We start from the raw sequence: 14,497 nt of genomic DNA, 5'->3' as shown, positions 1-14,497 counted from the left end.
TTGTCGCAATATTTGTTTCATTGTTTCCTCCATTTTTGGTCGCCGATTCACCGGAGGGCCAGCGACCTTGCCCCTACCCACGCGGCGCGATGAACTTTTGGCTCATGCGCCGCCTGACTTCGACTAGCGTTTCGTGAAAGCAACGGCGGCCACGATGATCGCGCCCTTGATCACGAGCTGCATCGGCGAGCTCACGCCGAGCAGCACAAGGCCGTTGTTGAGCGTGCCGATGATCAGACTGCCGAACAGCGTTCCCAGGATGTAGCCGCGCCCGCCGAACAGGCTGCAGCCACCGAGGATCACCGCGGCGATGACGTCAAGCTCCATGCCCTGCACGACATCTGGCCGCGCGGCATGTGAACGCGCCGACAGCACCAGCGCCGCCAGTCCGGCCAGCGTGCCGGTCAGGACAAAGGCCGCAGTCGTGATTCGTTTGGTGTTGATGCCGGAATAGAGCGCCGCGGTCGGATTGCCGCCGACCGCATAGATGCGCCGGCCGAACACATTATAGTGCAGCAACAGGATGCCGATGATCATCGCCGCCAACGTCCAGGCGATCGGAACGGGTATGCCGAGGAACGTGCCTTCGCCAAAGATCGCGAAATAGGTCTCGTTGGTGATGATCACGGGCTTGGTGTTGGTCACCATCATCGCAAGTCCGCGCGCCATGCTCAGCGAGCCCAGCGTCACCAGGAACGATGGGATCGATAGCTGCGTCGTCAGGATGCCATTGAGCAACCCGACCAGCGCACCGGTGCCGAGCCCGGCCACCGCACCCACGATCCAGCTGTTGTTGATCTGGCTCATCGCGAGAGCGGCCGCCATGCCCGATAGCGCCAATGTCGAGGCAACCGACAGATCGATCTGACGCGCGATGATAATGAAGGTCATGCCGACCGCGATGATCGACACCAGCGTGGTCTGGCGCCCGATATTCAGGAAATTGTCGACCGAGAGGAACCAGGGCGAGGACAGGCTGAACACGACCAGCAGGATCACGAAAGCGATGTACAGCATGTACGGCCGCTCGCCCCGCAGCAGATTCTGGAGAATCTTGCGGCGGCGATCGGATCGGGTCGACGAGGCGACCACGTTGGGAGCAGTCAGTTCGGTCATGCGGGAAGCTCTTGCAACTGGCCTGGCCCGGAGGCCTGATACATCTGGAGGAGGTGATGCAGCTCTTCGGCATCATCGATCTCGCCGCGCGCCAGCGTACGAGCCACACGCCCGTTGACGATCACGGAGATGCGGTCACAGAGCTCGATCAATTCGACGAGATCGGACGAGACGACCAGGACCCCGCTGCCGTCGCGGACGGCATTCCGGATCACGGCATAGATCTCCTCGCGTGCACCCACGTCGACGCCGACCGTCGGTTCGTCCAGGAGCAGCACGCGCGGCCGCGGATCATTCCATTTTCCGAACACGACCTTTTGCTGGTTACCGCCGGAGAGTGTCCTGACCAGGCTGAACGCGCCCGGCGCTTTCACCGAAAGCCTGGCAATCGCGGTTTCTGCACGCCTGGCGGCGGCGCGTTGCTGCATCCAGCCCCAGCGCGAGAAATGGGGAATCCGTGGCAAAGTGACGTTACGTTCGATCGAATGGTCCAGGACCAGACCCTGCACGTGCCGGTCTTCCGGCACCAGGGCGATGCCCTGCTCGATCGCATCGGCCGGCCCCTTTGGCAGCCATCGCCGGCCCTCGATCTCGATTGCGCCGCTCTCGAGCGGCCGGAGCCCAAACACTGTCTCCAGAATCTCCGTGCGTCCGCTGCCGATCAATCCAGCGAGACCGTGGATCTCGCCCTTCAGCACAGAGAGATCGACGGCGCGAAGCCGGTCGTTGGACACATTCGACAGCGACAAGACCGGCGACGGATCCAATTGACGCTTCGCAGCAGGTTCGACGCGCGGGCTCGTGGATACCGATCGATCGGTTCCGACAATCGCGTTCACCAGCCGCTTCATGTCGGTTTCGGCGGTGACAAACGTGCCGGCGTTGGCGCCGTCACGCAGCACCGTCACGCGCTGCGAGATCTCGAAGACCTCATTGAGCCGATGGGTCACATAGATCACGCCGACTCCGCGGCGCGTCGCCTTCCCGATCGCGTCGAACAGGATCCGGACTTCATCCGATGTCAGCGAGGAAGTCGGCTCATCGAGGATCAGAAGCCGGACCTCGCCCATCAACGCCTTGGCGATTTCCGTCATCTGGCGATAGGCGAAAGGCAGCGAGCCGACAGTCGCTCTCGTATCCAGGGGAATGCCGAGCTCGTTCAGGAACGCCTCGGCCCTGGCCATCAGCGCGCGCTGCCGCACGAAGCCGAAACGCGCGCGCGGCTCACGGCCGAGCAAAAGATTGTCCGCGACGCTCAAGGATTCGACGAGGCTGAGATCCTGATAGACGACGGCGATCCCCGCCTCGCGCGACTTCGCCGGGCTGTCGAATTCCACCGGCTTGCCGGCGATCTCGATCGTGCCGCTGTCGAGGGCATGAACACCACTGAGGATCTTGATCAGCGTGGATTTCCCCGCGCCGTTCTCGCCTAGCAGCGCGTGCACCTCGCCGGCGCGAACCTCGAGGTTGACGTCGCGTAGCGCTCGCACGCCGCCAAAGCGCTTGTTGATGCCACTGACCATCACAAGCGAGGTCGACGTCCCTGGCTCTGCTGTACCCGAACCGGACAATTCCAAACTTTCCTCCCGTCGCCCTGCGAGACGCTGGTACGATGGTGACATATTGTTATTTTTACAACTTATCTTGTTATAATTCTATCACCTCGGGCGGCCTGTCAATGGCCGATCGTGTTGGAGCCGGCTGAAATGGCTGTTGGCCCCGATCACGCTTCGGGCGGCCGCAAGTGGCCAGCACTCAGCCGTCCCCCGAGGACCTCGGTTTGCCGGATTGATCATACACGTGCTGGTTGCGCGCACCCAAGCGAACGAGCGCGGAGTGGAGTCCTGATCGCAGCGCGTCGCCGAGACCACGCGCTGCCATGACTGCGCGAACGATGAGCGATGAGGCTGATCACGACGTCGAGCACGCGCGCGACGTTGCACCGCGGAACGATTTGCGACGCACCATTCAAAATGAGACTGCCCGTTAAGCCGCGCATGGCTCCGATGCGTGCGCCGCATCCGACTTCGGTTAGCCTCAACCTCAAGAACCGTTGGCCTTGCAAAAACGTCGCACCGCGCGGCGGGCGCGCGAGGATGCGGTGAAAAACAGCGACAAGAACGTCCCAGGGAGGAGAGCAATGTTGAAAGGCAGTCTAGGACTCGTCGCGTTGAGCAGCCTGTTGTTGTCGGGCACCGCCTTCGCGCAGGAGAAGATCAAGGTCGGCGTCACCGCGACGCTCGAAGGCACCTACACCGTGCTCGGCGAGGACGGCATCCGCGGATTCCAGACGGCACTCAACGTGCTCGGCAAGAAGGTCGGCGACAAGGAGCTCGAATTCGTCATCGCCTCGACCGACGCGACACCCGATTCCGCGGTCCGCGCCGTGCGAAAGCTGATCGAGCAGGACAAGGTGCAGATCCTGCTGTCGCCGCTGTCAGGCGACGAGGGCATCGCGGTCAAGAATTTTGCAAAGACCCATCCGGAGCTGACCTTCATCAACGCGGCTTCCGGCGCCCAGGAAACGACCTACGTCGATCCGGCTCCGAACTTCTTCCGCTACAATATGGACGGCGCGCAGTGGCAGGTCGGCCTCGGCAAATACGCCTATGAGGACAAGAAGTATCGCAAGATCGCGACCGTCGGCGAGGACTATTCCTTCATCTACACCCAGGTGTTCGGCCTCGTGCTCGAATTCTGCGGTGCCGGCGGACAAGTCACCAACAGGCAATGGGTGCCGCTCGGCACCAAGGACTTTGCCTCGGTCATCGCCGCCTTGCCCGACGACGTCGATGCGATCTATCTCGGCCTCGGCGGCGCGGATGCCGTCAACTTCCTCAACCAGTACCAGCAGGCCGGCGGCAAGGCGCATCTGATGGGCGGCTCGATCATGATCGATCAGACCATTTTGTCGTCCAAGGGCAACGCCAAGAACGCGCTGGTCGGCACGCTGGCCGCGAGCGGCCAGGCCGACACCTGGGAAGATCCGGGTTGGCAGAAGTTCGTGAAGGACTATCAGGACGCCTTCCCGCCGAACAAGCGCTTCCCGAGCCCGTCGCTGCTCGCGACCAACTATTACGGCTCGACCATGGCGCTGATCCTGGCACTGCGTCAGGTCAACGGCGATCTCAGCGACAACCAGTCCAAGTACAAGGCCGCGCTGGCGAAGATCGAGCTCGATGCGCCCAACGGCAAGATCAAGCTCGACGCCAACCGCCAGGCGGTCGGCACCAACTTCGTCACCGAAGTCGTCGACGACGGCAAGGGTGCGCTGTTCTCGAAGGTCGTGAAGGTGATCCCGAATGTGAACCAGACGCTGGGCTACGACCCCGCAGTGTTCGCCAAGATCGGTTTGCCAAGCCGTACGGTACCGGAATGTAAGAAGTACTGACGTAGTCGCATCAGCGACGCCATGACTGACCGGGGAGAGATTTGCAAAGAGCGCGACACGTGCGCCCTTGCATTCTCTCCCCGGTTGTTGAACGCTATCAAAAAAAGACAAGAGTTTTTGGGAGGGAAGGCATGAGCCGGGCGCTCGCCGTCTTCCACGGCCGCTTTGGCCGGGCGACGGTCTATCAGTTGAACCGCCCCTTCAACATCCACGCACATCGCGAAGGTCACTTGATCTTCCATGTCGGGGGACGTCCCGCATGCATCGACGTCAACGATGGACGTTACGAGCTCACTGAAGGTTCCGTGGTCGCAGTCAATCCATGGGAGCCGCATAATTTCCTCCCTTCCGATCTCGACGGCGGCGCGGTCTTCTTCGTGCTCTATGTCAATGCGGAGTGGTTCGCGCCCGACGCGCCCGGTGCCGACCGCCTGCGCTTCGGCCGCACCCAGCTCAAGCGATCGGTTGCGCTGGACAAGCATATCAGGCACGCAGCCGCCCTTGTGTGCGGCGCACCCTCGCTGAATAGCCTCGATGGCGAGCTGAGAAGTCTGATCGACGTCTGCTACGACGAGAGCTGGCAGCAGGCTGAGACCTCGCCCGATCCGCGCGCGAACGGCTCCGTCACCGATTTTCGCGTGCGCAAGTGCATCAAGATGATGTCGGAGAGCCCCGGCGCCGAGATCGAGCTCGACACCATCGCGCGCGAATCCGGCCTGTCGCGCCCCCATTTCTACAGGCTGTTCCGCACCCAGACCGGCGTTACCCCTCACCTCTATCTCAACACGCTGATGATGGAGCAGGCGCTGGAGGCGCTGGTGGCGAGCGAAGCACCAATCGCCGATATCGGCTTCGATCTCGGCTTCTCCTCGCAGAGCGGTTTCACCCGTTTCTTCGCCGCCAATGTCGGGATGGCGCCGACCGATTATCGCCGCGCGGCCAAGGTTTTGCGCGGCTGACGAGTGCGCGAAAAGATACTCACGATCAAATGCGCTCCCGTGCGTCCTACTAGGATGTGCGCAACGCGATCCCGACAAGAGGATCGCGGTCGATAGGGAGCGTACGTTCATGGCAGGGCTTGCGGCCGGCAACGGTCTGCGTGCGACCTCGCCCACAAGGGGCACGAGGTGAAGCCATGACCCGCTTTGTCGAGCGCCATCCCGCCTGGGCATTGATCGTCATCATCGCAATCGCAGTGGCGCTGTGGCTGATCTTCGCCGTGTGGCCAGCCGGCCTTGAAGAGGCGATCGGCCGCAAGCGGGTGTTCCTCAACGCGCTCTTCAACGGCATCACGCTCGGCGGTCTCTATTTCCTCGTCGCCAGCGGCTTCACGCTGATCTTCGGCCTGATGCGCAACGTCAACCTCGCGCACGGCTCGCTCTATCTGTTCGGCGGCTACGTCGGTTACGCCATCAGCGCCTCGACCGGCTCCTGGATTCTTTCCTTCATCGTCGCCTTCATCCTGACGGCGCTGGTCGGCGTCCTGCTCCAGGTCCTCGTCTTCCGTCGCATGGAGGGCCAAGACCTGCGCCAGACCATGGTGACGATCGGGCTGTCGATCGTGTTCGCCGATCTCATGCTGTGGGCCTGCGGCGGCGACTTCTACCAGATCCAGACGCCGACCTGGCTGATCGGCCCGATCGATCTGCCGCTGGTCACCGCGATGAAATCCTCGGGCGAACCGGTCTATTTGCGCTATCCGCTGGTCCGGCTCGTGATCTTCCTAGCCTCCGTGATCATCGGCATCGCGATGTGGCTCGCGCTCAACCGCACCCGGATCGGCATGATCATCCGCGCCGGCGTCGACGATCGTGACATCCTTGCTGCAACCGGCGTGCGCATCCAGCTCGTCTTCGTGCTGGTCTTCGCGCTCGGCGCCGGGCTTGCCGGTATCGCGGGCGTCGTGGGCGGCACCTTCCAGTCACTCTCTCCCGGTGAGGACATCCGCTTCCTGCTCGCATCCCTCGTGGTCGTGATCGTCGGCGGCATGGGCTCGATACCCGGTGCCGCGCTAGGCGCGCTCATCATCGGCCTCGCCGAGCAACTCGGTTCGGTCTACATCCCGACCTACGCCATCGTCGTGACGTTCCTGATCATGGTGCTGGTGCTGGCGCTTCGGCCGCAGGGCCTGCTCGCGAGGCGCTGACATGTCGGTGACTCACGATGCCCGCATTCAGGTCCGCACCGCCGCTGCAACGGCACAGCGCACGGTCGTACGCGGCTGGCCCGACGTCAACAATCCCGCGGCCTGGATCGTGGCGGCCATCCTCCTGATCATGCCGCTGATCGCCAACGGCTTCTTTCTGATCGAGATTTTTGCGACGACGCTGATCCTCGGCACCATCGCGCTGAGCCTGATGTTCCTGACCGGTTATGGCGGCATGGTCAGCCTGATGCAGCTCACCATCGCGGGCTTTAGCGCCTACATGGTCGCGGTGTTCGGCGTCAGCGGCAACGCCAATATCAGCCTGGGCTGGCCGTGGTGGCTGGCGGTGCCGATGGCGCTGACGCTCGCGACCATCTTCGGTACGCTCGGTGGCGCGCTCGCGGTGCGGACCGAGGGCATCTACACCATCATGATCACGCTCGCGATCGGCGCGGCCTTCTACTATTTCACCAACCAGAACTGGGCGATCTTCAACGGCCACACCGGCATCAACAACGTCGGAACGCCGCATTTCTGGGGCGTCGACTGGCGGTGGGATATTCCCTTCTACTATATCGTGCTCGCGGTCGCCGCGATCTGCTACTTCGCCGTCGACTACATCTCGCGCGCGCCGTTCGGCCTGGCGCTGCAGGGCGTGCGCGACAATCCGCGCCGCATGGCCGCGCTCGGCTTTAACGTCAATGCGCACCGCGTCGCGGCCTATGCGGTGGCGTCCTTCGTCGCAGGCCTCGCCGGCGTGCTCCAGGTCTGGAATTACCGCCAGATCTCGCCGGGCTCGGTCAGCGTCGGCGCCTGCATCGACATTCTCATCATCGCCGTCGTCGGCGGCATTACCCGGCCGATCGGCCCTTATATCGGCGCCCTCGTCTTCGTCCTCCTGCGCACGTTTGCGCTCGACTTCCTGGTCAAGATCGGGCTCGACGGCAACCGATTCCGGCTGCTGATCGGGCTCGGCTTCCTTGCCATCGTGTTCTGGTCGTCAGATGGCGTGATCGGCCTGTGGCAGCGCTGGCGCCAGAGCCAACGTCCGCGGTCAGATCACCCAGGCGGAGGGCGCGGCCATGGATAGTGTCGCCCAGCGCCTCTCCGCCGTTGGCGCCGGTGCAGCACTGGAGTTGCGCGGCGTCACCCGGCTGTTCGGAGCGCTGGCCGCGCTGACCGACGTCACCATCACCGTGCGCCCCGGCGAAAGGCGCGCCGTGCTCGGCTCCAACGGCGCCGGCAAGACCACGCTGTTCAACTGCATCACCGGCGACTTCCCGCCGACGTCAGGCACGATCCGCTTCTTCGGTGAGGACGTTACGCACTTCCCGCCCTATGAGCGCATCCGTCGCGGGTTGCGGCGGACCTATCAGATCTCCGCGCTGTTCCCCGGCCTCACCGTCCAGGACAATGTCTACCTAGCCTGCCGTGGCGTCTCGCGCGGGCGCTTCTCGTTCCTGCGTCCCGGTCAGAACGATGCGCTGATGCACGCTGCAGACAGTCTGGTGCAGGCCGTGCATCTGACTGCGGTGAAGGATCAGCGCGTCGCCGAGCTCGCGCATGGGCAGCAGCGTCAGCTCGAAATCGCGCTGGCGCTGGCGGGCGCCCCTCGCTTCGTGCTGTTCGATGAGCCCGCCGCCGGTCTCTCACCGACCGAGCGGGCCGAGCTGGTCGAGATCCTGACCTCGCTGCCGGCGCATATCGGCTACATCATCATCGAGCACGACATGGACGTGGCGCTGCGCGTCGTCGAGAGCGTCACGATGATGCACAACGGCCGCATCTTCAAGGAAGGTGTGCCGGAGGAGATCGAGTCCGATCCCGAGGTGCAGGAGCTTTATCTCGGAGGCGGCCATGAGTGATGTCCGCCGCGCTCCCGCTGCGCTCGAGGTCCGGGGCCTCGACGTCTACTACGGCCATTCGCACGCACTGCAAGGCGTCGACCTCTCGCTAGACGCCGGCGTATTCTCGGTGGTCGGCCGAAACGGCATGGGCAAGACCACGCTGTGCAAGGCGATCATGGGCCTGGTGCCGGTCAGCGGCGGCTCGATCCGAATCCGCGGCGAGGACATCACGCGGCGGCCGCCGGCCCATATCGCGCGTCTCGGCGTCGGTTATGTCCCGCAGGGCCGACGGCTCTGGCGCTCGCTCAGCGTCGACGAGCATCTGCATCTCGCCGGCGGGATGCGGTCCGGTCCCTGGACAGTCGAGCGCATCTACGACACCTTTCCGCGGCTCGCCGAACGCAAGGACCATGGCGGCGGCCAGCTCTCCGGCGGCGAGCAGCAGATGCTCGCCATCTCGCGCGCACTCGTGACCAATCCGCATTTGCTGATCATGGACGAGCCGACCGAGGGGCTTGCGCCCGTCATCGTCGCCCAGGTCGAGGAGATGCTGCTGCAGCTCAGCGACGACGGCGACATGTCCGTGCTCGTGATCGAGCAGAACATCGGGGTCGCCACCGCGATCTCGCGCAATGTCGCGATCATGGTCAACGGCCGCATCAACCGCATCATCGACTCCGGTCGGCTCGCTGCCGACCGCGTGCTGCAGCAGCGCCTGCTCGGCGTCGGACTGCACGCCGAGCTCGAACCCGACATCGATGTGCCGGCTGCCGGCGGCGAAGCAAAGCCGATCCCTCAGCCTGCGCGCAGCACCGGCCCGATCCGGATCTACATCTCCAATCCGACGCCGCCGACACGGTGGTCGCAGCCGGTCCCGATCGGGCGCATCGAGGCTGCCGCGCGCACGCTGTCGACACAGGTGGCCCGCCTCGACGAAACCGCACGGCGCAAGCGTGAACCGGTGACGGCGCAAAGCTCCGGCCCTCCGGTCGTGCTGGTCGTCGGTACGCTCGATACCAAGGGGACTGAACTCCGCTTCATCCGCGACATCGTCGCCGAAAGCGGCTTACGCACACGGCTGGTCGACGTCTCCACCAGCGGCAAGCACGCAACCTCCGATGTCTCTGCGCAGGAGATCGCGCTGAACCACGGCCGCGGCGGCTCGGCCGTGTTCGGCCCGGACCGCGGTGCTGCAGTCACCGCGATGGCTGACGCGTTCGCCAATTGGATCAAGCGGCAGGGCAATGTTGCCGGCGTGATTTCCGCTGGCGGCTCGGGTGCGGCATCACTGGTCGCGCCGGGAATGCGTACCCTCCCCATCGGCGTGCCAAAACTGATCATCTCCTCGGTCGCCTCCGGCGACGTCGCGCCCTATGTCGGCCCCGCCGACATCACCATGATGTACTCGGTCACCGACGTGCAGGGCCTCAATTCGATCTCGCGCGCGGTACTGTCGAACGGCGCCAATGCCGTCGCCGGCATGGTCAAGGCCCGCCTCGACCAGCGCGAGGCCAAAGGGCGAACGGCGAGCGCCGGGCTGCCGTCGGTCGGCATCACCATGTTCGGCGTCACCACACCGGCGGTGCAGAAGATCGCGGCCGATCTGCGCGACGATTTCGAATGCCTCGTCTTCCACGCCACCGGCGTCGGCGGCCGCTCGATGGAAAAGCTGGTCGACTCCGGCCAGATCGCGGGCGTGATCGATCTCACCACTACCGAGATCTGCGACCTCCTGATGGGCGGCGTATTTCCGGCGACGGAGGATCGCTTCGGCGCGATCATCCGCACCCGCCTGCCCTATATTGGCTCGGTCGGCGCGCTCGACATGGTCAATTTCGGCGCGCCCGACACCATCCCCGAGCGATATCGCGACCGCAAATTCCACGTCCACAATCCGCAGGTGACCTTGATGCGGACAACAGTGGAGGAGAACGAGCGCATGGGCCGCTGGATCGGCGAGCGGCTCAACCTGATGGATGGGCCGGTGCGCTTCTTCCTGCCCGAGGGGGGTGTCTCCGCGCTCGATGCCCGCGGCCAGCCATTCTGGGATGGCGAGGCCGACGCCGCCCTGTTCCGCACGCTGGAGCGCACCGTGCGTGCGACAGGCAACCGCCAACTGATCCGCGTCAAGCAGAACATCAACGATCCCGAGTTCGCCTCGACCATTACAGCTGCGTTCCGAACCCTGTTCGGACGCGCCGGGGCGCGCCGGAGACTAGCGAGGTGACCGATGGCCCGGTTTGAACGCGCTACCTTATTGAAACGGTTTCGCGAGATGGCGAAGCGCGGCGAGCCGATCGTCGGCGGCGGCGCCGGCACCGGCCTGTCGGCCAAATGCGAGGAAGCCGGCGGCGTCGATCTCATCGTGATCTACAATTCCGGCCGCTACCGCATGGCCGGCCGCGGCTCGCTTGCCGGGCTGATGCCTTATGGCGACGCCAACGCCATCGTGCTGGAGATGGCCGGCGAAGTGCTGCCCGTGGTCAGCAAGACGCCGGTGCTCGCCGGCGTCAACGGCACCGATCCATTCCGCGATATGGACGTGTTCCTCGACCAGCTCAAGGCCCTCGGCTTCGCCGGCGTGCAGAACTTCCCGACCGTAGGCCTGATTGACGGCGTGTTCCGCGCCAATCTCGAAGAGACCGGCATGTCCTACGCGCTGGAGATCGACATGATCGCCAAGGCGCGCGAGAAGGATTTGCTGACGACGCCCTACGTCTTCAGCGAGAAGGAAGCCGCCGCGATGGCGATCGCCGGCGCTGATATCATCGTCTGCCATCTCGGGCTCACCACCGGCGGAACGATCGGCGCGCAGACCGCGCCCAAGCTCAAGGACTGCCCGGCGCGCATCGACACCTGGGCCTCGGCCGCGCTGAGCGTCAATCCGGACATCCTGGTGCTCGCCCATGGCGGCCCGATCGCGGATCCCGCGGATGCCGATTTCATCATGAAGAACACCCGTTACTGCCACGGCTTCTACGGGGCCTCCTCGATGGAGCGGCTTCCGGTGGAGCGGGCGCTGACGGAACAGGTACGCAAATTCAAGGCGATCGGCACGCGATAACGCCTGCAAGATTGAGGGAGGGAAACATGTCAGGGATCCTGGTCGGCGAGCTCATCCTCTGGCTGATCGTCGCGATCATCGTGATCGTGGTTGGCGTCTACATCGTCAACTGGCTCTACCACCGCTCCTCCAAGGAGGTCTCGTTCGTCCGGACCGGCTTCCTCGGCGAACGCGTGGTGATCAACGGCGGCGCCTTCGTGCTGCCTTTCATTCACGATTACACGTCGGTCAACATGAACGTGCTGCCTATGGGCATCGTGCGTTCTCGGCAGGACGCCGTGATCACGCGCGATCGCATGCGCGTCGATATCGAGGCCGACTTCTATGTCCGGGTCCAGGCCACCCGCGAAGCCGTCTCGATCGCCGCCGCAACGCTCGGCCGTCGCACCATGGAGCCGGAACAGCTCCACGCACTGCTGGCCGGCAAGTTCATTTCCGCGATCCGCTCGGTCGCATCCGAAATGACCCTCGAAGAGATGCACGAACGGCGCGGCGACTATGTCACGCGCGTCAAGACCAATGCGGCCGAGGCTCTCGCCCAGAACGGTCTTGAACTCGAATCCGTCGCCATCACCGATCTCGACCAGACCGACCTGGAATTCTTCAATCCTTCGAACCGCTTTGACGCCGAAGGCTTGACCAAGCTGATGGAGGACATCGAGGCGAGGCGCAAGCTGCGCAACGACATTGAGCAGGACTCGATGATCAGGATCCGCACCCGCAATCTGGAGGCCGAGCGTCAGGCACTGGACATTGAGCGCGAAAGCGAGACTGCACGGCTGGAACAGGAGCGCGACATCGAGATGCGCCGCGCGCTTCAGCGCACCGAAGTCGCTCGCGAACGCGCGCTGCGGGAGACCGAGGCCGAGCAGGCCCAGCTCTCGGCTCGCGAGGCGATCGAACGCTCCCGGATAGCGAATGAGCAGGCCATCGCGGAAGCCCGCATCGCCTCCGAGCGGGAGACCCGTCAGAGGGAGATCGAGCGGACCCGTACCATCGAAGAGAAGGAGCTGCTCGCCCGCGAGGATATCGAGAGGACCAGGATCGCCAACCAGCGCTCGATCGACACGACCCGTATTGCCTCCGAACGCGAGGTTCGCCAACACGAGATCGAGCGGATGCGCACCGTCGAGGAAGCCGAGATCGCCGCGCGCGAGGCGATCGAGAAGGCTCGGATCCAGCAGGACCGCGTCGTCACCGACGCCCGCATCGCCAACGAGGAAGAGACGCGACGCCGCGAGATCGAGCGCACCCGCGCCGTCGACGAGGCCGAGATCGCGGCCCGCGAAGCTACCGAGAAGGCGCGAATCGCCCAAACGCTGATTGTCAATGTCGAGCGTATCTCCTCCGACGAGCGCATCCGCGCGCTGGAAATCCAGCAGGTCCGCACCATCCAGGAGGCCGAGATCGAGGCGCAGCGTGCTGTTGAGGCGGCTCGGATCGCCCGCGAGCGGACGCTCGCCGCCGATCGCATCGCGGCCGAGCAGAACACGCGGCAGCTCGAAATCGAGCGCAACCAGACCCTTGAGGTCGCCGGCATTGCCGCGCGGGAGACTACAGAAGCCTCGCGCATCGCCCAGGAGGAACGTGTCCGCTCCCTGGAGATCGCGCGCAATCGCGCCGTCGAGGAAGCCGACATCGCCTCTCGCGAAGCGATTGAGGCAGCTCGCATCGCCCAAGAGAAGACAGTCGCCGCAGAGCGCATCCAGGCCGAACGCGACACCCGCTCGCTCGAAATCGAGCGCACCGGCGTGCTGGAGGCCGCCGAGCTGAAGCGGCGCGACGCCATCGAGCGCCAGCGCATCGTCGTCGATCTTGCGCTAGAGGCCGAGCGAATCAACTCGTCCAAAAAGCGCGAGGTGCTCAATATCGAGCAGAAGAAGGCGATCGAGATCGCCGACGAAGACCGCGTCATCGCCCTCTCCGCCAAAAAGTCCGAGCGAATCGATGCCGATCGCCAGGTCCGGCAGGCCGAGATCGTCGCCCGGAAAGAGGTCGAAACCACCGACGTCTCCCGCGAGCAGGCGCTGGAAGCCGCCCGCCTGGAACGCCGCCGAGCGATCGAGCAGCTCGAGGTCGCCCGGGTCCAGTCGCTGCAGGAGGCAGAGATCGCCTCCCGTGAGGAGGTCGAGCGCGCCCGCATCGCCTCCGACCGCGGCCTCGACGAAGCCCGCGTTGGCCGCGAGCGCGAGTTGCGAAAGCTTGAGGTCAATCGAGAGAAAGAGGTCGAGACGGTCCTGATGGAGAAGGCAATCGCGATCCATCAGAAGTCGCTGGAAGAATCCGCCGCCAAGGCGATGGCGGAGGAAGCGCGGATGCGGGCTACCGAAGCGACCGAGCGCGTCATCACCGCGCGCGAGAGCGAGATCGCCAAACGTCGCAGGACGGTCGAAGTCATGCTCGCCGAGAAGCAGGCCGAAGAAACGCGGATTGCCGCGGACGCGGAGCGTGTCCGTGCCACCGTCGAGGCCGAAGCGCAGCGGATGCTCAATGAGGCCGAGAACGTGCTCACCGACCAGGCCCGCTACTCGCTGTTCCGCAGAAAACTGCTCGACCGCATCGAGGGCATCGTGCGGGAGAGCGTCAAGCCGATGGAGAAGATCGAGGGCATCCGCATCCTCCAGGTCGATGGCCTCAACGGCAACGGCGGCGGTGGCAATGGCGGCCGCAGCGCCACCGACGAGGTGATCGACTCGGCGCTGCGCTACCGCGTGCAGGCGCCGCTGATCGACTCCCTCCTGGCGGACATCGGTGTCGAGGGCGGCAGCCTCTCGAAAATGCCGGGCCTGATCCGCGAAGCCCGCGACATGCAGGGCATCAAGGAATCCGCGCGCAAGGCTGGCGGTGGCGGCGACAAGACCGCAGCCTCCCCGCCTGCGGCCGAGGGTGGTGGCGAACCGCCGGCCGAGCGCGGTCCGCGGAAGAAGAGCTGA

General features: G+C 64.6%; 10 protein-coding genes. 8 read left to right on the top strand and 2 right to left on the bottom strand.

Going from position 1 to position 14,497, the window contains the following annotated elements; translation table 11 throughout:
• Positions 1 to 123 precede the first annotated feature (123 nt).
• Both FXB40_RS16970 and FXB40_RS16965 read right to left on the bottom strand, forming a co-directional pair.
• Complete coding sequence (locus tag FXB40_RS16970) at positions 124 to 1,116, bottom strand: ABC transporter permease (RefSeq protein ID WP_028151194.1); 993 nt, start codon at positions 1,114 to 1,116, stop codon at positions 124 to 126.
• Positions 1,113 to 2,693, bottom strand: coding sequence for a sugar ABC transporter ATP-binding protein (locus tag FXB40_RS16965; protein ID WP_246207656.1), 1,581 nt, complete (start codon positions 2,691 to 2,693; stop codon positions 1,113 to 1,115). Before FXB40_RS16965 ends, FXB40_RS16970 begins: the two co-directional genes overlap by 4 nt.
• A gap of 563 nt (positions 2,694 to 3,256) precedes the next feature.
• Here FXB40_RS16965 and FXB40_RS16960 point away from each other — a divergent pair.
• The 8 genes from FXB40_RS16960 to FXB40_RS16925 all read left to right on the top strand — a co-directional run bounded on the left by FXB40_RS16960 (position 3,257) and on the right by FXB40_RS16925 (position 14,497).
• Entirely contained in the window at positions 3,257 to 4,507 is a 1,251-nt protein-coding gene (locus FXB40_RS16960) for an ABC transporter substrate-binding protein (RefSeq protein WP_148773326.1), read from the top strand.
• Positions 4,508 to 4,638: 131 nt separating this feature from the next.
• Positions 4,639 to 5,466 (top strand): AraC family transcriptional regulator, encoded by an 828-nt coding sequence (locus FXB40_RS16955; protein ID WP_148773325.1) that lies wholly within the window; start codon positions 4,639 to 4,641, stop codon positions 5,464 to 5,466.
• Positions 5,467 to 5,642: 176 nt separating this feature from the next.
• Entirely contained in the window at positions 5,643 to 6,653 is a 1,011-nt protein-coding gene (locus tag FXB40_RS16950; RefSeq protein ID WP_148773324.1) for a branched-chain amino acid ABC transporter permease, read from the top strand.
• Position 6,654: 1 nt separating this feature from the next.
• The gene (locus tag FXB40_RS16945) at positions 6,655 to 7,743 is read left to right on the top strand and encodes a branched-chain amino acid ABC transporter permease (RefSeq protein WP_148773323.1); all 1,089 of its coding nucleotides are present in this window, start codon (positions 6,655 to 6,657) and stop codon (positions 7,741 to 7,743) included.
• Positions 7,736 to 8,518, top strand: a complete 783-nt coding sequence (locus tag FXB40_RS16940; protein WP_148773322.1) for an ABC transporter ATP-binding protein — start codon at positions 7,736 to 7,738, stop codon at positions 8,516 to 8,518. The genes FXB40_RS16945 and FXB40_RS16940 overlap by 8 nt, the downstream gene beginning before the upstream one ends.
• Positions 8,511 to 10,727, top strand: coding sequence for an ABC transporter permease (locus FXB40_RS16935; protein ID WP_148773321.1), 2,217 nt, complete (start codon positions 8,511 to 8,513; stop codon positions 10,725 to 10,727). The genes FXB40_RS16940 and FXB40_RS16935 overlap by 8 nt, the downstream gene beginning before the upstream one ends.
• 3 nt (positions 10,728 to 10,730) lie before the next feature.
• Entirely contained in the window at positions 10,731 to 11,564 is an 834-nt protein-coding gene (locus tag FXB40_RS16930; RefSeq protein ID WP_148773320.1) for a phosphoenolpyruvate hydrolase family protein, read from the top strand.
• 26 nt (positions 11,565 to 11,590) lie between these two features.
• A complete protein-coding gene (locus tag FXB40_RS16925) occupies positions 11,591 to 14,497 on the top strand; it encodes a flotillin family protein (RefSeq protein WP_148773319.1) in 2,907 nt (968 codons plus the stop codon).

This window comes from Bradyrhizobium rifense (genome assembly GCF_008123425.1).
GTDB classification, from domain to species: domain Bacteria; phylum Pseudomonadota; class Alphaproteobacteria; order Rhizobiales; family Xanthobacteraceae; genus Bradyrhizobium; species Bradyrhizobium rifense.
The sequence above is the reverse complement of the archived record's forward strand: the minus strand, read 5'-3'. Positions and strand labels throughout refer to the sequence as shown.